This window comes from Siansivirga zeaxanthinifaciens CC-SAMT-1, from assembly GCF_000941055.1.
In the GTDB taxonomy this organism is placed as follows: Bacteria; Bacteroidota; Bacteroidia; order Flavobacteriales; family Flavobacteriaceae; genus Siansivirga; species Siansivirga zeaxanthinifaciens.
Map to the genome: position 1 here is coordinate 1,499,476 of NZ_CP007202.1, position 18,165 is coordinate 1,517,640.

Genomic DNA, 18,165 nt, shown 5'->3' on the forward strand with positions numbered 1-18,165 from the left:
GTGCGATAGCACTCTTTGCTTGTGCGTTGGCTCTTTTTTGTATGCCGCACAACATTGGAATGGGAACAATAATTGATGATGGATTAGCAAATCCAAATCCATCACCAGAACCTGAACCAGATCCAGATCCATCACCATCTCCACCAGATGAATGTTTGTTTATTAACAATGAATTTTCACCAAATGGTGATTCAGCCAACGACTTTTTTGTAATTGACTGTATAGAGAATTATCCAGATAATGTTTTAGAGATATATAACAGATGGGGTAATATAGTATATAAAGCTAAAGGATATAAAAATAATTGGGATGGAACATCTAATGGAAGAGCAACACTAAATGGTTCAGACAAATTACCTGTAGGTACTTATTATTACTTACTTGATTTAGGAGATGGTACAAAACCTAAGGCAGGTTGGTTATATTTAAATAGATAAATAAAAGATTAAAAGGATATTAGAATGATACATAAATCATCAGTTTTAAGAATTTTAATAGTGTTTATCACATTATTAAGTATGCATAATGTGAACGCACAGCAAGATCCTCAGTACACGCAATATATGTATAATACTATGAGTGTAAATCCCGGATATGCAGGACAACGAGAAGCTTTAAGTATTACCGGATTATTTAGAACACAATGGGTGGGTATCGATGGGGCTCCACGAACACAAACATTAGGTGTGCATTCTCCTCTGAATAATGATAATTTAGGTTTGGGTTTGTCTATTGTAAACGATGCTTTGGGGCCTGCAAATGAAACCTATATAGATGGAAACTTTTCATATTCTATTTATTTTAATGATGCAACTACGAAGCTTTCTTTTGGAATAAAAGCCGGAATGCATTTATTAAATACCGATTGGAATAAAGGTGTTTATAAAGATCCAGATAATGTTTTTAAAGAAAATATAAGTTTATTTTCACCAACTATTGGTGCTGGTTTTTACTTGCATAGTGATAAATGGTATGTTGGATTATCTGTTCCAGATTTTTTAACAACAAAACATTATGATGATTTTCAAGAATCTATAGCATCAGAACGAATGCATTACTATTTAATAGCAGGTTATGTTTTCGATTTAAACAATAATTTGAAATTTAAACCAGCCGCATTAGTTAAAGCGGTATCAGGAGCTCCAATTATAGCAGATGTCTCTGGTAATTTTTTAATTAATGATAAATTAACTTTAGGTTTAGCTTACAGATGGGATGATGCTATTAGTGGGTTAATTGGTTTTCAAATCTCAGATGGTATGTATATAGGCTATGCTTACGATGCTACAACAACTTCTTTAAGTAATTATAATAGTGGTTCACATGAAATTATGATGCGATTCGAATTACAGGAGTTAGGTAGATTAATATCTCCAAGATTTTTCTAAAACTAACAATTATGAAAATATTTAAAAAAATATATTTTTTAGCAGCTTGCTTAATATTTGTACTAGGTCATGCCCAAGAAGTAAAAATAGAAAGAGCAACCAGAGCTTATAATTCATTTTCGTACTTAAAAACAATTGACATCTTATTAGATGTAGCTAATAAAGGTTATAAGTCGGTAGATTTATTTAAAAAGTTGGGCGATTCATTTTATTTTAACAATAAAATGGAAGAAGCAGCGCAATGGTATGGTGAGTTAATGAAACTTGAAGAACCTATTAATTCAGAATATTATTTTAGATATGCTATTGCACTAAAGTCTTTAAAGAATTATGCTGAAGCTGATAAATGGATGCTTAAGTTTTACGAGTCCGATCAATCCGATTTACGAGCCAAAGCTTTTATTTCAAATGAAGATTACTTGGCTTCTATTGAAGCAAATAGTAAAAATCTTGAAGTTTATAATTTAGACATTAATTCTTCTGTATCAGATTTTGGAACCGAAGAATTAGATGGTAAAATAATATTTGCTTCTGCAAGAGGTGATGGTAGAAAGTATAATTGGAACGAACAACCCTTTTTAGATTTGTATTTTGCTGAAAAACAAAACGATGGTACCTTCGGAAATGTAAAGCTTTTTGGAGAAAAAATTAACAGCAAGTTTCATGAATCTAGTGTAACATTTTCACCAGATAATAAGACCATCTACTTCACAAGAAATAATTATTTTAAAAATAAATTTAAAAGAGACGACAAAGGAACTAATAATTTGAAGATTTTTAGATTAAGTCAGGAAGACAATAAATTTAAAAAAATAGAATCTCTTGTTATTAATAGTGACGATTATAGCGTTGCGCATCCTACAATAAATAAGGCAGGCACTAAATTATATTTTGCGTCAGATATGCCTGGTACCTTAGGGCAATCCGATTTATTTGTTGTCGATATAAAACCAGATGGATCTCTTGGAACCCCAATAAACTTAGGTAATAAAGTTAACACCGAAGGTCAGGAAACATTTCCTTTTATAAATTCAAAAGGCGATTTATACTTTTCTTCTAATGGTTTTATGGGCTTAGGCGGCTTGGATATTTTTGTAATTAGAGATTTTGAAAATAAGTTCGAGTCTCAAAAAGATTTATTAGTCGAAAATATTGGAAAGCCAATTAATAGCTCAGAAGATGATTTTGCATATTTCGAAAATTCAGATGCAGGTTTCTTTAGCTCTAACAGACCAGGTGGAAAAGGCGATGACGATATTTATAGTTTTAAAATTGTAGAATGTAATCAAATAGTTGAAGGTTTTGTAAAAGACAAACAAACTTTAGAGTTAATTCCGGAGGCTAATGTAACCTTATTTGATGAAGAAGGAAATAAAATATCTAACACGCAAACAAAAGCAGACGGATCATATGTGTTTGATAATTTAAAGTGTAATACTAAATATTTAATTAGAGCAGAAAAAACACGTTATTCAACCGACGAGAAAAGATTTGAAACCTCCAGTGGCGTAGAAAAGTTGCGTGTTGACTTTTTATTAGATAAAGATGAAAATGAAATTACGGTAGGAACAGATTTAGCAAAAACCCTGCAAATACCTATAATTTATTTTGATTTTGATAAATCAAACATTCGTTCGGATGCCGAAGTAGAGCTACAAAAAGTAATTGCTGTACTAAAAAAATATCCTAAAATGAAAATAGATGTAAGGTCTCATACCGATAGTAGAGCCACTTTTGAATATAATGATGCCTTGTCAAATCGCAGAAATAAATCAACCATAAAATACATAATTGAAGTTGGTGGTATCGATGCCGAAAGATTAACAGGTAAGGGTTATGGCGAACGTAATTTAGTGAATAAATGTAGTGATGGTGTAAAATGTACCGAAGCAGAACATCAGCTAAATAGAAGAAGTGAGTTTATAATTACGAGCATGTAGCATTAATAGTAACTAATAAAGGTTAAAAAGCTATCTTATTTTTAAGGTAGCTTTTTATTTATAAGGTAATTTAAAAATTTGTTGGTATTTTTGTTAACCTATGAAAGAAGAAGAAGTAATCCTTGTAAATGAAAACAATGAGCAAATTGGGACCATGCCCAAAATGGAAGCTCACGAAAAGGCGCTATTACACCGTGCATTTTCTGTATTTGTTTTTAACGATAATAACGAATTGATGCTGCAGCAACGTGCAGCGCATAAATACCATTCCCCTAATTTATGGACAAATACTTGCTGTAGCCACCAACGAGTTGGTGAAACTAATATTCAAGCAGGTAAGCGCAGGTTATTAGAGGAAATGGGATTTGTAACAGAGTTGGTAGAATCTATATCATTTATTTACAAAGCACCCTTTGATAATGGTTTAACAGAACATGAATACGATCATGTTTTAATTGGATACTACAACGAAGCCCCAAAAATTAATCCAGATGAAGTGGGCGATTGGAAATGGATGCCGCTTGAAGCTGTAAAAAACGATATGTTAAAGCAGCCAGAATTATACACCGCCTGGTTTAAAATTATTTTCGAAAAATTCTACCAACATATAAATATTGCATAAAATGAAAGTAACCGTAAGTAGAAAAGCTCATTTTAATGCAGCCCACAGATTGTATAGACCCGATTGGAGTTTCGAGAAAAACGACTTGGTATTTGGTAAGTGTAACAACCCCAATTATCACGGGCATAATTATGAATTAATAGTAAGTGTTAAAGGTGAAATTGACCCCGAAACAGGCTATGTAATTGATATGAAAGTTTTAAAAGACATCATAAAAGATGAAGTTGAAGATGCTTTCGATCATAAAAACTTAAACTTGGAAGTTTCAGATTTTAAAACACTTAATCCTACTGCCGAAAATATTTCGGTTGTTATTTATAATAAAATAAAACCAAAATTAAGTCAGCATTTAGATTTAGAAATAACGTTGTTTGAAACTCCAAGAAATTTTGTAACCTATTCAGGAGAATAAAAAAATCAATATGAATAATAATTTATACCCTTTAAAATTTAATCCTATTTTAAAAGATAAAATTTGGGGAGGTCAAAAATTAAAAACAATATTAAATAAAGAAAGTGATTTGCCAAATATTGGTGAAAGCTGGGAAATAAGTGATGTTGAAGGCGATACTTCTATTGTCTCAAACGGAAGTCTTAAGGGACAATCTCTCAAGGACCTTTTAAAAAATTATAAAGCAGAATTAATAGGAACTCAAAACTATAGAATTTTTAAAGATAAATTTCCGCTTCTTATTAAGTTTATAGACGCAAAAGAAGATCTTTCTATTCAATTACACCCTAACGATGAGCTTGCTGCTAAACGTCATAATTCCTTCGGAAAAACTGAAATGTGGTATGTTTTTCAAGCCGATGAAGATTCGAATCTTATTGTAGGATTCAATCAAAAAATGACGCCTGAAAAATATCTTGAGCATCTAGAAAATAAAACGCTTACCAAAATTTTAAATTTCGATAAAGTCAAAACAGGCGATACTTATTTTATAGAAGTTGGTCGAGTTCATGCTATTGGAGCAGGCGTAATGGTTGCAGAAATACAACAAACTAGTGATATTACCTATCGAGTTTACGACTGGGATCGTGTTGATGATCATGGTAATGAAAGGGAACTACATAACGATTTGGCTATTGATGCCATAGATTTTGATATGCCCGATAATTTTAGAGTAACTTACGATAAAACAGAAAACCAATCCAATGAAATGGTTAGTTGCCCCTATTTTACAACGAGCTATTTAAAGGTTACCGATAATTTAAAAAAACAAAATCATCACGACTCATTTTTAATTTATATGTGTGTAGATGGCGAAGCTAATATTACTGCCAATAACATCACTGAAACGGTAGTAAAAGGAGAAACTATTTTACTTCCTGCAGCTATAAAAGATTTTGAAATACACTCCAAAGGAGCGACACTTTTAGAGGTGTTTGCATAATGAAAAAATCCCAAGTTTACTTGGGATTTTTATTTAACAAGCCGTTTTGTTTTCTTTAAAATGACTTTTTTCAATAGGAAAACTAAATAAGGCACTACAAATGGTTTCTTGATGGTTTAGTTTGTTTTTTTGTTTAGTAACCATAATATTTACCAAATAACTGTCAGAGTTTTTTCTAACAAGTTGTGTTTGTATGGTAAGTTTATCGTTTACAAAAGCATTTTTAAAAACTTTAAAATTATAATCTGTAGATTCTGGTACTTCATGTAAATAAAACCCTTTAATTGGAATTTTTGCTAAGGTTTTAATTTCGTTATAAAGTGTGCTTGGTAATAAAAATCCGTTAGCGTTACTTATTTTTTTTGTTACTATAAATGGTATGTTGGTGTGTATTGGAGTTTTCATAATTTTATTTTTTTATGGATATAACAATAGGGGTATGGGTCTATAATTGTTTGTTTTAAAACATAAGACATAAGTTGACAAAAAGGCTGTTAAAATGGTCTGGATTTTCATTTTCTGGATTGTTGATTTAATTGTTTTCATAATTTTAATTTTATAATTGATTTTAAATAAAAAAGGTGCTTTTAGAAAAAGCACCTTTGAAAGTTTATAGTTGTAATATGTATTTACGTTTATTCAAGATGCATATAAGATGTTTCGGTTTTAAACACGACAACAGACACTTTATTCCACTGTTGTGAAATTAAGTTACGGGCTTGCTTATATGACATCTTTAATGCATTCATTAAGTTAAATTTAATAAATATTTTTTTATTATGAATTATTTAAATTAAAAATACCTTATTTTATTTTTGATTAATGTAATTTTGCACGAAATAAATAATTGAATTATGGCAAATGTTAGAAACCTAAAAAAAGATATTAATTACGTTTTAGGTGATATTATTGAAGCAGTATACGTATGGGAATATACAAATACTGGAAAAGACACTAAAGAAAGCGAAGCAATCATAGATGAGGCTATCTCAACTTTTGATGCATTAATCGCAAAAGTTAATGCAAAGAATATTGAAGACTCAAAAGCTCATTTTAAGGCTATTAACCAAGAGTTAGAAGCTAAGGGAAATGCGTTAATTGAAAAAATTAATAATTTAGGATAATTTTTTTTGAAGAGTGCTTGCAAATATAAAAATTGCTTTTATATTTGCACCCGAATTATGACGCCGATGTAGCTCAGCTGGCTAGAGCAGCTGATTTGTAATCAGCAGGTCGTGGGTTCGAGTCCCTCCATCGGCTCTAAAATTTAAAAAAAAAAGACCTTCAATTTTGAAGGTCTTTTTTTTTGCTTTTATTTTTTTATGCTAGTTTTCTGTAGCCTTAATATTATCAATAAATTTCTGCAATTCTTTACCGTATTTTGAAGATTTTACCTTCTCGGATAGCGAGTTGTTTATGGTATCTAAATAATTTATTTTAGCATTGTAAATTTCAGATAGAGCTAAGTAAGGAGCAACCTCACTATTTTTATTGTTTAGCGCAAAGTTTACAGTAAACAAGTATTTTCTTTTTATATTTTTCTCATACATTTTTTGAATACTATCCACTTTTATAGAATCACCTGCTTTTTTAGCTTCAAAGGTTTCTTTAATTAAATCTAAATTTTGTTGATTAAATCTGGTTATCATTTTTTGATAATCACTAAAAGTTTCTTGCTGGGTAGAACCTTTAATTATTGCATCACCGGCAAAATTTTTAACACTTGTAGTTATTTCTGTAACCCCTTTGTCTGCGAAAAAAGTTATTCTATCTTTAATAGCGCTGTTTTTGTCTAAATACAAGTAAAATACTTCCGGGCTCTCAATGTCACTATATAATTCAATTTCAGAATTACCAGATATCACCATAGAATCAACAGTAACCAACATGGTGTCTTCTATTTTTTTTAGGTAAATAGTTCCCTTTTTTAATCCCTTTACATTTGCCTTAACGATTAGGTCGCTTTCCTTTTTGCTACATGAAATTATTGAAAATAATAAAAATAAGTAAAAGATGTTTTTCATTTATATGATTGTTTTTGGAGACAAATATCATATAATTAAACATGATATACTACACGCAATTCGATATTTTTAAAATCTTTTTAATTAAATTTTAATGCGTAGTTAAGTAGTTTGGCACAGTAATTGAATGTGTAAATTAGTTACATTCCAAAAGAAAGTTTATCGAGTGGTTTCTTTAAACTTGAGAATAGTAATTCATATTTTAGGTTGGTTAGTTAGTAAAAAAGCATTCTTTTTAGAATGCTTTTTTGTTTTTAGTAAGGACACCCACAATTATCTTTTCCCTTAAACAAGTCCATAAAACTACTACCGTCTGTTCTAAATATATCTATAAACACACTTAATTTAATCATATCGGGTGTATACGATCTTAAATCGGCTAAATTAGTTCCATACGAACTATAAATAATGTCTAAAAGTTCTTCTTGTGTGGCTTTGCTACCTTTTTCTAGTCTTAAATCTACACCAAATCTTTTATAGCGGTACATAACACCTATATTAAAACTTACGGTAGTTCTCACTAAATCTGGACCACCATCGCTAAATGATGTCACTTGAACACCTTCAAGAATAGTTTCTCTAGAGAAATTGAAGTTAGGACCCACATAAACTATTAAAGGTTTAACAATTTTAAAACCGAGTAACAGGGGTATTTCAACTTTAGATGAACTCCAGCTTGCTTTTCTTAATGGTAGTTCGTAGTTGTTATTAAGCGTAACATAGTTTATTTCTGGGCTTAAAAAGAAACTTCCAAATTCAACTCCAAAGTAGGCGCCTATTTGATATCCTATTTCTTTGTTGGGCTGGTGGTTTATTCCTGGTTGATTATTGTATGGTCGTTGGTAAAGTGAGCCAATAGTATTGTTGTTTATGCCGCCTTTAATTCCAAAAATGTATTCTTGCGCGTTTATGGGTAGGTAAGCAAAAGTTATTATGAAGATAAGTAGTAAGTATTTCATTCCTTTTTGTTTAGATATGAGTATGTTATAAAAATAGACTGAGCATGAGTCCTTTCACAATTTAATCGTTAAAATGATTTTTTATTCGATTATGAAATTATTTTCATACACTACAATTGGAATAAAAAGGTTCTATATTCACTGTTTAAACTCTTTATTACTTTAAAATAACCATTATGAGAGTTTTTAATTGTCTTTTTGGTGTTTCCTATATTTGTTAAGTTGCTTTTTTGTAGTGTTTTTAAACGGTTTATTGTGTTTTTAATCGATAAATGTTAAAATTTAATGTATTTCATCGATTTAATATGTTTTTTATCGCTTCAATTGAATTTTAATTCTATCTTTGACATGTACTAAATAACATACTTTTTAGTTCAATGGATTAATTAATTAATATTTGCATTATGATGTTTATCTAGAGACCCTAAATTTACTTCATAGTATAAAAAGCAAATTGAAAAAGAACCGAGTTTGAGGGAGCTCGGTTTTTTTATGCAATAATTCTAAATGTTAAATTAATTCTGGGCGTAACCTGTTTTTTAGTTTTAGGAATTTGATGTAACCAAAAGTGTTGCGTTTCGCCTTTCATTAAAAGTAAACTTCCATGGTGTAGTGTTAGCTTTAATTTTTTAGATGCATCATATTTATGTTTAAAATGAAAAATGCGCTCTTCTCCAAAGGTAACAGAGGCAATCGTTGGGTTTTTTCCTAATTCTTTTTCGTCGTCGGCATGCCATCCATTACTATCTTGTCCGCTTCTGTAAAGATTTGCTAAACAGCTTGTAAATTCTGTTTTTAATTGGTTTTCAATGGTTTTTTTTATTTCTAAAATAGCTCCATCAAAAGGATTTGGAGTCATTATTATATTACTGTAGCTGTAAGTTTTAGAATTTGTTGCATAAAAAGCCGTTAATCTGGGTTGTAAATGGGTCTTACCAAATACAGTAATATAATCTTGTTGCCAGTTTATATTTTTTAATAATGAATCAAAGTACGCATTAGATTCGTTTTGTGTAAAAAAGTTTTTGAAATAAAGCACTTCTGCATTTTTCATGTTCAACTTTTCAAAGGGTCTTAAAGTCATGATTTTAAATTGATAAATACGAGTAAGCCCAGTAAATTAAAATAAATTGGATAGGAATTCTTAAAATTAATAACCACATAGGTAAACCTGCTGAGGCTTTTTTATTAGTAATCATGTAAACATGCACAAGTAAAAAAACTAACAACATGAGTATAATAAAAACGATGGAAATATTTTTCAAGGCAGGGATACAAACACAAATACCCAATATAATCTCAATGAAACCACTCAAATAAACTATTAATTTATGATACGGTAAATAATTTGGAATGATTCGCAAATAGACTTTAGGTTTTATAAAATGGAATAGTCCAGCTAAAACATAAATAAAACTCATTAAATATAAATGCCAAGGATAATACACGTGTAAAAATTTTATTTTCTAAATTAGCATAATTAGTTATGTATATGAAATTTTACAGTCTTTTTTTATTTCTGTTCTTTGGAAATATTTTAAACGCCCAATTACCTGAAGGTTTTGTGTATGCCCATGAAATAATTCCAGATTTAGAAGTAGAATTACGATATTTTTCAACCAATAATTTTGTTGGAAAACCAATTGAAGGCTATCATGCAAACCGACTTATTCTAACAAAAAATGCTGCGATTGCTTTAAAAAAAGTTCAAGACGAATTAGAAGATATCAATCTTTGTTTAAAAGTGTATGATGGTTACCGACCACAAACCGCCGTTAATCACTTTATTGTTTGGGCACGCGATTTAAATGATACTATAAAAAAATCTGAATTTTATCCCAACGTACCCAAACGTAATCTGTTTTTAGAGGAATATATTGCAACACGATCTGGACATAGCAAAGGCAGCACCATCGATTTAACCATTATAGATGGTAATACGGGGAAGCCTTTAGATATGGGCAGTCCTTATGATTTTTTTGGAGAAGCATCCTGGGTTAATTATTCAGGAATTACAGATATACAGAAAAAGAACAGACAGTTACTAAAAAGTATTATGGCAAAGCACGGGTTTAGAAATTACCCAAAAGAGTGGTGGCATTTTACTTTAATAAATGAGCCGTTTCCTCAAACTTTTTTCGATTTTCCAGTTAAATAACATTGCGTTTGGCGCGCATTTGTTTGATGGTTAGCGTACTTCCATCATGACTCCATCCTGGGGGACCAAAAGCATACATGAACTTGTGATACGGGTTGGAACTTTTTTTCATATCGTTCCAAATATCTTTGTATTCATGTGTTAATATGATTAGCGGGTTGTAAGAATCTGGTGGTTTAGTAACACCGTATTCAATAGCTATATCTTCATCCAGTTCTTTCCAAGTACCAAAAATTTTATCGAACATATTTAGAAAACCACCATGGTTTTTATCCATATATTCCAGATTTTTTGCATGATGAACTTGATGCATGGTATGTGTATTAAATACTTTTTCGATAATTCCCATTTTGGGAATATAAGCCGAATGTAATTGAAACTGCCAAAGCGCCTCGATGCCCAGACATACAATAACCATTTCTGGTGGAAATCCTATGGCGGGAAGCCACATATAAAATAAAGGCTTATATAAAATTGTAAACCAACCATTTCTAACAGCGGTTCCTAGATTAAAATTTTCTGAAGAATGATGCACAATATGGGCTGCCCATAAAAAGCGTATCATATGATTTTGTCTGTGAAACCAATAATAGGTGAAATCGTCTAAAAACTGACAAAGAATCCAGACCGGCCAAGAATACCCAAAAGATTGCCACCCCAGAACATTCATGCGAACGCCATCGACTATTGGATTGCACAATTCGTACAAATAATTAAAAATAATTATTGCTGAAATTGTTTTAATTAACGGTGACAGAACAACAGATCCAATACCCATTATTAAACTGGAAGTTAAATCTTTCCAACAATAAAGTTTTTTATGATTGTGGGTCTTGCTATAAGTAAGTTCAACTAAAATAAGTCCTAGAAAACAAGGTATGCCATATACTAACGGATTTGTAAAATTCATTTAATAATAAAATTTTAAATGCGTTAGTGTGTGTGGGAGTAAATCGATAATTATAAAGTTTTTCCCAAGTTACTGATAAAAAGACCAATTTTCAAATGAATTAGTACCAACGTTTCTTTTTCTTTTTAGAACCTTCGCTTTTTCTACCTTTTTTGTGTTTACTTCCCGTTTTTTTCGATTTATGAATTTCAGGTTTTGCTTTAGGATCTAAAGGGTAGGGGTGCTCGTTAATCACATCGAGTTGTAATTGAATAAGTTGTTGTATGGCTTGTACATAGGCTTTTTCATCGGCAGAACAAAAGGAATATGATGTACCAGACTTACCTGCTCTGGCAGTTCTTCCTATTCTATGAACATAGGTTTCTGGTACGTTTGGTAAATCGAAATTTATAACTGCATCCAATTCGTTAATATCAATACCACGAGCGGCAACATCTGTAGCTATTAAAATATTAACATAGCCATTTTTAAATTTATTTAAAGCCTCTTGTCTTAGATGCTGACTTTTGTCTCCGTGGATGCTTTCAACCTTATAGCCATTTTTTATAAGTGTTTGTTCCAGCTTGTCTACTCCAAATTTTGTACGTCTAAATATTAAAATACTTCCTTTAATAGTGTTTCTAAGTAAATGCAAACACAATTCAATTTTATTTTTTTTAGGAACGTAATATAAAACTTGATTGATGTTTTTTGATGTTGAAGAATTAGCTGCTACCTCAATACGCTCGGGCGATGTTAGAATGGTATTAGCCAATTGTTCAACTTTAAACGGTATGGTTGCCGAAAACAATAAAATTTGTTTTTCTCTGGTACACAAACGCTCAATTTTTTTAACATCGTCAATAAAACCCATGTCTAACATTAAGTCGGCTTCATCGAGCACTAAGGTTTCAACATAATCTAAATTGATAATGTCTTGTTTGTGTAAATCGAGTAAGCGACCAGGTGTAGCAATTAAAATATCGACACCTTTATTTAAAACATCAATTTGAGGTTCAATAGAAGTGCCTCCAAAAACCACAGTTGTTCTTAAATTAGTGTATGTGCTATAAGTTTTAAAATTTTCATTTATTTGCACTGCTAATTCTCTTGTAGGACTAACAATTAAAGCTTTTATTTTTTTTCCTTTTTTTGGCGCATCTTGATTATCAAAAAGCTTTTGTAAAATAGGTAAAGCAAAAGCCGCTGTTTTTCCGGTACCTGTTTGTGCAGATACAATAACGTCATTACCTTCTAAAACAACAGGGATTGTTTTTTCTTGTACCAAAGTGGGGTTGTCGTAACCTGCTTCTGCTACGGCTCTTAATATAGGCTTGTTTAATTGTAAGTCTTTAAACGACATAATCATGTTTTATCTCGCAAAGATAAGGGAATTTTAAATGAGGATTTTTTTTATTTTAAGAGCATTCCATTCGGCATCAACAGGAAAAAGTTTTGTAGGCTTTAAACGGTAATCTCCAAGGAAATCCCAATCAAATTCTATATGAAGTTTAGAAAACTCGCTTATGGAGGTTTCGTTGGGATAAAAAACCCATAAAATAGAGTTGTCCATAAGTCTGGGAAAGAGCGTTGACATTTGGTTTACAAAATCTTCTTTTGTGTCGACAAAAACTAATGCACATTCTACATAGGATGTTGTAACAATAGATTCGGAATGGTCAACTTCATTAAAAACATTCAAAAAAGAGTCTGGTTTATTTAAAATATAAACGTCTTTATAATTTTGGAGTTTTAATCTTTTGCAAATAGTATTCATACCTAAATATACAAAAAAAATTATTCAATGTTATGAATAAAATTTGAAGCTTTATTGATTGTAATTGATTAAATCTATGCGTTTTTTAATAGGAATGGCCTCATTATGCTCAATTTTAGAAAGAAGATTTTGGTCTTTGTTTTTAGCATAAATTAATTCTGTTAATTCAGAAACAGTTAAACTATTTTTTGCAGTTTCTATTAAATTAAATGTATCTCCAACCGATACATAACCCGCTTCAATTACACGTAAATAAGTGCCAGGTCTTCCACGTTTAATAAACTGTTTCAAAACGTGCTGAGACCCAAATTTATATCCGAATTTAAAACAGGGTTCTCTTGGTTGGGTTATTTCAACTAAAGCAGAACCTAATTTGTATATATTACCAACAAGAACTTTGGTTTCATCAAACCCTTTTACAGTTAGGTTTTCGCCAAACATGCCATAATCCCATTCTAAATGTGGGTATAAATTTTTCCAATACGGATAACAATCTTCCGAAAACATATAGCATGCTTTAAAGGCATCTCCATGCGCCTCTTTATCACTTACTTCATCTCCAACAACTCCATTTTTACTCAAGTAAATGGGTTTTTTGGTTGGTTTTTTATAAATACCCGTAGTAATTTGTTCGCCCATCCAATTGAAAGTTGTTGGTTGGGCAATATTTGTTGAAATAATTTGCATGGTTTTGTTATTCAATCTTAAAATAAGCAGTATTAAAGATAGATATAAAATATTAATTTTTTAACGTGTTGTGTGATTAGTAAAGGTTTTAAAAACAAAAAGCATCCTCATTGAAGATGCTTTTAAAATTTAAATTTCAAATAAGTTTAATTAACTTTTATAAGGTTTACATCAAATAATAAAACAGAACCACCCGGGATGGTAAAATAATCTAAATTGCCGTAGCCCAAATGTGCGGGTACTATTAGTGTACCACTACCGCCTTCTTTAAAGTACGTAATACCTTCTGTCCAGCCCTCAATAACTTCATTTAAATTAAAAGAAATACCATTGGTATTGCTCTGGTCGAAAACAGTCCCATTTAAAAAAGTGCCTTTATAAGCAACAGTTACGTTATCTGTTTTTGTTGGTTGAGCTCCCGTGCCAGCTTCATCAATAATATAGTATAAACCTGTACTGCTTTTTTCGGCAACTAAATTTTTATCGCTTAAATACGATTGTATCTGGGCATCGTTTTCGGTAACATAATTTACATATATTAATTCAATATCGAAAATAATAACAGAGCCGCCTGGTATTTTGCCATTTTTTTTACCACCATAAGCCAAATGCGAAGGAATTAGCAGTTTTCCTTTGCCGCCTTCTTTAAAAAGGCTAATACCTTCTGCCCATCCTGGAATAAGATTTTGAAGAATCGGAAACGACAATCCGGTCTGGCTTTCGTCGAATATAGTGCCATTTGTTAAATAGCCTTTGTAAGCAACTTTTACTCTGTCTGTAAATGTTGCTTGTGCTCCAGTACCTTGCTCGTCAATAATATAATACAATCCAGAAGTGGTTTTTTGAGCTTGTAAATTATTTGCAGCTAAATAAGCTTGTATTTCTTCGTCGTTTTGAGTTCTATAATCTATATCAGCATTGTCTTTGCTGCAGGATACAAATAAAATTAGTGTAGCAATAAAAAGTAATTTTTTCATAATATGTATTAATGAATTTTTTAAAAGGTAAATATAGTAAGCGCCAATGAAATGATTGGTTTTTTATGTTTTTTTTAAGTTGAAAACTTCCCGATAAAAGGGTTTTTAATTTTGTAATTTTTTTTCGTTGTTTAAAATTTCGCTTACTGTTGCTTGGTATTTTCTTGGGTTTGTAGCTTTTTTTATGGCTTTATAAGTTTTTTGCGGATTGGAACACGACTGTGAAAAGAATTCCCAAAAACCTAACATTTTCATTTTAATTGGCGTAGGTCCAGAAAGATATTCGTCGTATTGTTTGTAAATTGTATTATGGAATTCTTCAAAAATGTCCCAACGATTTTTAGGATATTCGGTGGTGTCGTTTTTTATCATTTGAGGTAAAAACGGATCGGCAATTAACCCCCTATCAATCATATAATGGTCGATACTAGGAAATAGATTTTGAAAGGTTTTAAACGCCGAAACACTGGTAATATCTCCATTGTAATAGAGTTTGTGTTTAGTGGCTCCTATACATTTTTCGAACGCCTCTAAATCTACCGGGCCTTTGTAAAGTTGCTTGCCAATTCGGGCATGAATAGCAATGTTTTTAAGCGGATAGGCATCTAAAATTGGAAAAACATCTAGTATTTCTTCGGCATTTTCGTAACCCATTCGCATTTTCATAGAAACTAAAATATCGGTTTCGGTATGAGCTCTTTTTAGAATGGTGTCAATTTTTGAAGGCTGACAAATAAGTCCAGAACCCATGCCAGATTTAGCAACCATAGGGTAAGGACAGCCTAAATTCCAGTTCAATTCTTTATAGCCTAAACTTTGTACATATTTGGCAACAAATAAAAACTCGTCGGCATCGTTGGTAATTACCTGCGGTATCACCTCTAAGGTGGTGTTGTTTTCTAAAAGTAAATCGTTTTGATACGAAGTTTTTATTTTAAACTGTCCGTTTAAACGAATATAAGGCGAATAAAACGTATCAATCCCTCCAAAATATTCTTGAAACGCATTGCGAAATCTGAAATCGGTAAAGCCTTGAAGTGGTGACGAAAGTAAGGTAAATGCCATTTAAAAATTTTGATGGTCAAAGATAGTTATAACTTTTTTTGAAATACGATTTAGTTGAGGTTAAACCTAATTTTAAAAATGATTTATAACACTAACAATCCGTACGCTCGTAATGTATTTATAGGTTTCGAGAACCAGAATAATTCGAAATCTTCAAAACTGGTTTCGAAATTTTTTTTCAATTGAGAAAAAGAGATTAATGATTCGTTTTGAACACCCAAGCTTTCTAATTGTTCGATAAGCCAAGTGCCTTTATCTTTTTCGGTAGTAATACTAAAAGTTTCGGTTGTTGTATGAAATGATAATTGAAGCGAATATCGCGTTTTGCCTCTTTTAGTTTTAGAAAATTCTTTAACCGTTGGTTTTGAACCCAACCAAACAATTTTAGCTGTTGGTTTTATTTGGAAATCGGTTGGAGTTTCTAAACAATTGTAGATATAATCTGGATGAATACTGGTATTAGGTATTTTAAAATCGAACCATTCTTGCAATGGTAGTTCAAACCCAATGCCGTGCATGTAATTAAAAAGCGATTTTTTTAAACCAAAACTAAATTGGTTATGGTCGATACCTGTTTGGTCTGTGAACTCAACATCGTTGTTTGCAAATGTTATGTTTTTATAGTTGGGCGTGATATGATAATCGTTTGGATTTAAACCAACGGGACTATGGGCTGTTAGAGCAAACTGATGCCAAAAACCAGATTGTAAAATACCAATTTCAAAAAGTTGACGCACCATTTCTAAACTATCGATGGTTTCTTTTACGGTTTGAGTAGGGTATCCATACATTAAATAGGCATGAACCATCATGTTGGCTTCAGTAAAATTTCTGGTAACCTGGGCGACTTGCTCGACGGTTACGCCTTTATCGATAAGTTTTAATAATCTATCGGAAGCTACTTCCAAGCCACCCGAAACGGCTATACAACCCGAAGCTTTTAATAGCACACAAAGATCTTTTGTGAAGTTTTTTTCAAACCTAATATTGGTCCACCAAGTAACAGTTAATTGGCGTTTTATAATTTCTAAAGCCAGCGCTTTCATTAACGATGGTGGTGCAGCTTCATCTACAAAATGAAACCCCGTTTCGCCTGTTTGCGCTATAAGCTGTTCCATGCGGTCTACCAAAAGTTTGGCAGCTACAGGTTCGTAAATTTTTATATAATCTAATGAAATATCGCAAAATGTACATTTCCCCCAATAGCAACCATGTGCCATGGTGAGTTTGTTCCATCGGCCATCACTCCAAAGACTATGCATGGGGTTGGCTATTTCAATAACCGAAATGTAATGCTCTAATTTTAAATCGGAGTAATCGGGTGTGCCAACTTCATTTTGTTTGTAATCGGGTCTTGTAGAGTTATTTTTATAAACAACTTCTTCATTTTCTAAAACAAAGGTACGTTTAAATTCAGTAGAGTTATTTTGATTGCGCTCAGTGTGACAGACATGTTTGTAAAGTAATTCAATAGGCAATTCGCCATCATCTAGAGTTATAAAATCAAAAAAATCAAACACTCTCTTGTCTGTAACAGAGCGTAATTCGGTATTTGGGAATCCGCCACCCATGGCAATTTTAATGTCAGGATGATTTGTTTTTATTTGTTTTGCACATCGAAACGCACTGTATAAATTACCAGGGAAAGGCACCGAAAAACAAACCAATTTGGGTTTTACAGTATGTAGTTTTTCTTCAAGAATGTTTAAAGTGATACTATCAATATACGTGGGTTCTTCCAGTAAATTATTATAAAGTTCGTCGAAACTATTGGCGCTTTGTCCCAGACGCTCGGCATAACGACTAAAACCAAAATTAGGATCGATGCATTCAATTATAAAATCAGATAAATCTTCTAGATATAAAGTTGCTAAATGCTTGGCTTTATCCTGCATGCCCATCGTGCCAAAAGCCCATTCTAAATCGTCTAACTGGTTAAATCGGCTTGCCTGAGGCAAAAAATTAGCAGTGAAAATTTGTCTGGCAAAGCTTGGTTTTTTTCCTTGAAGGAAAGCAATAACATCGTTTAAGTGTTGTAAATAATTATCTTTTAAGGCGAAAATACGATGGCAATTTTCTGAAATAATGGTTTTATTTTCAAAAGCTATTTCAAAAATTTCTTTAAATGTTTCTTTAGAAAACAATTCAAGAATAACCTCGATGCCCAAATCCATTTGAAACGAACTAATTTGTTTCGTATTTAAAAACCCTTTTAAATACATGGTTGCAGGATACGGAGTATTTAATTGGGTAAATGGTGGCGTTATAAGTAGTAGGTCTTTCAA

General features: G+C 31.6%; 20 protein-coding genes and 1 tRNA gene. 9 read left to right on the plus strand and 12 right to left on the minus strand.

From position 1 onward, the window contains the following. Nucleotides 1-41 precede the first annotated feature (41 nt). The 6 genes from AW14_RS06695 to AW14_RS06720 all read left to right on the plus strand — a co-directional run bounded on the left by AW14_RS06695 (nt 42) and on the right by AW14_RS06720 (nt 5,344). Nucleotides 42-437: a gliding motility-associated C-terminal domain-containing protein gene (locus AW14_RS06695; RefSeq protein ID WP_044638112.1), complete on the plus strand. Its 396-nt coding sequence runs from the start codon at nt 42-44 to the stop codon at nt 435-437. 24 nt (nt 438-461) lie between these two features. Then, nucleotides 462-1,388 (plus strand): PorP/SprF family type IX secretion system membrane protein, encoded by a 927-nt coding sequence (locus AW14_RS06700; protein ID WP_084708803.1) that lies wholly within the window; start codon nt 462-464, stop codon nt 1,386-1,388. An 11-nt stretch (nt 1,389-1,399) separates the two neighbouring features. Further along, nucleotides 1,400-3,328 carry an OmpA family protein gene (locus tag AW14_RS06705; RefSeq protein ID WP_044638114.1) on the plus strand — a complete coding sequence of 643 codons (1,929 nt, stop codon included), beginning with the start codon at nt 1,400-1,402 and terminating at the stop codon, nt 3,326-3,328. Nucleotides 3,329-3,428: 100 nt separating this feature from the next. Next, nucleotides 3,429-3,950 carry an isopentenyl-diphosphate Delta-isomerase gene (gene idi, locus AW14_RS06710; protein ID WP_044638115.1) on the plus strand — a complete coding sequence of 174 codons (522 nt, stop codon included), beginning with the start codon at nt 3,429-3,431 and terminating at the stop codon, nt 3,948-3,950. A 1-nt stretch (nt 3,951) separates the two neighbouring features. After that, nucleotides 3,952-4,362 (plus strand): 6-pyruvoyl trahydropterin synthase family protein, encoded by a 411-nt coding sequence (locus AW14_RS06715; protein ID WP_044638116.1) that lies wholly within the window; start codon nt 3,952-3,954, stop codon nt 4,360-4,362. A gap of 10 nt (nt 4,363-4,372) precedes the next feature. Then, a complete protein-coding gene (locus tag AW14_RS06720; protein WP_044638117.1) occupies nt 4,373-5,344 on the plus strand; it encodes a type I phosphomannose isomerase catalytic subunit in 972 nt (323 codons plus the stop codon). Between the two features lie 33 nt (nt 5,345-5,377). Here the strand turns inward: AW14_RS06720 and AW14_RS06725 are convergent, their stop codons facing one another. Next, nucleotides 5,378-5,749 (minus strand): hypothetical protein, encoded by a 372-nt coding sequence (locus AW14_RS06725; protein WP_044638118.1) that lies wholly within the window; start codon nt 5,747-5,749, stop codon nt 5,378-5,380. A gap of 449 nt (nt 5,750-6,198) precedes the next feature. Between AW14_RS06725 and AW14_RS06730 the strand changes: the two genes are divergently transcribed. Then, on the plus strand, nt 6,199-6,468 hold the full coding sequence (locus tag AW14_RS06730) for a hypothetical protein (RefSeq protein ID WP_044638119.1): 270 nt from the start codon (nt 6,199-6,201) through the stop codon (nt 6,466-6,468). Nucleotides 6,469-6,530: 62 nt separating this feature from the next. Next, nucleotides 6,531-6,604 (plus strand) — tRNA-Thr (locus AW14_RS06735). A 65-nt stretch (nt 6,605-6,669) separates the two neighbouring features. On the opposite strand, the gene AW14_RS06740 is transcribed toward AW14_RS06735, so the two are convergent. The 4 genes from AW14_RS06740 to AW14_RS15310 form a co-directional block, all read right to left on the minus strand. Continuing rightward, complete coding sequence (locus tag AW14_RS06740; protein WP_044638120.1) at nt 6,670-7,368, minus strand: DUF4369 domain-containing protein; 699 nt, start codon at nt 7,366-7,368, stop codon at nt 6,670-6,672. A 254-nt stretch (nt 7,369-7,622) separates the two neighbouring features. Then, the gene (locus AW14_RS06745; protein ID WP_044638121.1) at nt 7,623-8,327 is read right to left on the minus strand and encodes a porin family protein; all 705 of its coding nucleotides are present in this window, start codon (nt 8,325-8,327) and stop codon (nt 7,623-7,625) included. A 490-nt stretch (nt 8,328-8,817) separates the two neighbouring features. After that, the gene (locus tag AW14_RS06750; protein ID WP_245617628.1) at nt 8,818-9,381 is read right to left on the minus strand and encodes an alpha-ketoglutarate-dependent dioxygenase AlkB family protein; all 564 of its coding nucleotides are present in this window, start codon (nt 9,379-9,381) and stop codon (nt 8,818-8,820) included. Nucleotides 9,382-9,415: 34 nt separating this feature from the next. Then, nucleotides 9,416-9,748 (minus strand): DoxX family protein, encoded by a 333-nt coding sequence (locus tag AW14_RS15310; protein ID WP_394330376.1) that lies wholly within the window; start codon nt 9,746-9,748, stop codon nt 9,416-9,418. A 71-nt stretch (nt 9,749-9,819) separates the two neighbouring features. Here AW14_RS15310 and AW14_RS06760 point away from each other — a divergent pair, with 71 nt between their 5' ends. Beyond that, complete coding sequence (locus AW14_RS06760) at nt 9,820-10,485, plus strand: M15 family metallopeptidase (protein WP_044638124.1); 666 nt, start codon at nt 9,820-9,822, stop codon at nt 10,483-10,485. Here the strand turns inward: AW14_RS06760 and AW14_RS06765 are convergent. The 7 genes from AW14_RS06765 to AW14_RS06795 all read right to left on the minus strand — a co-directional run bounded on the left by AW14_RS06765 (nt 10,478) and on the right by AW14_RS06795 (nt 18,165). Continuing rightward, nucleotides 10,478-11,395 (minus strand): sterol desaturase family protein, encoded by a 918-nt coding sequence (locus tag AW14_RS06765; RefSeq protein WP_044638125.1) that lies wholly within the window; start codon nt 11,393-11,395, stop codon nt 10,478-10,480. The two genes, AW14_RS06760 and AW14_RS06765, sit on opposite strands and share 8 nt — an antisense overlap. A gap of 100 nt (nt 11,396-11,495) precedes the next feature. Then, the gene (locus AW14_RS06770) at nt 11,496-12,737 is read right to left on the minus strand and encodes a DEAD/DEAH box helicase (protein ID WP_044638126.1); all 1,242 of its coding nucleotides are present in this window, start codon (nt 12,735-12,737) and stop codon (nt 11,496-11,498) included. Nucleotides 12,738-12,770: 33 nt separating this feature from the next. After that, a complete protein-coding gene (locus tag AW14_RS14450; RefSeq protein WP_052647446.1) occupies nt 12,771-13,151 on the minus strand; it encodes a hypothetical protein in 381 nt (126 codons plus the stop codon). A 51-nt stretch (nt 13,152-13,202) separates the two neighbouring features. Further along, nucleotides 13,203-13,838 carry an MOSC domain-containing protein gene (locus AW14_RS06780; RefSeq protein ID WP_044639527.1) on the minus strand — a complete coding sequence of 212 codons (636 nt, stop codon included), beginning with the start codon at nt 13,836-13,838 and terminating at the stop codon, nt 13,203-13,205. A gap of 146 nt (nt 13,839-13,984) precedes the next feature. Further along, nucleotides 13,985-14,815, minus strand: a complete 831-nt coding sequence (locus AW14_RS15245) for an FKBP-type peptidyl-prolyl cis-trans isomerase (protein WP_084708805.1) — start codon at nt 14,813-14,815, stop codon at nt 13,985-13,987. 105 nt (nt 14,816-14,920) lie between these two features. Further along, nucleotides 14,921-15,880, minus strand: coding sequence for a tRNA dihydrouridine synthase (locus tag AW14_RS06790; protein WP_044638127.1), 960 nt, complete (start codon nt 15,878-15,880; stop codon nt 14,921-14,923). A gap of 83 nt (nt 15,881-15,963) precedes the next feature. Then, a complete protein-coding gene (locus AW14_RS06795; protein ID WP_044638128.1) occupies nt 15,964-18,165 on the minus strand; it encodes a B12-binding domain-containing radical SAM protein in 2,202 nt (733 codons plus the stop codon).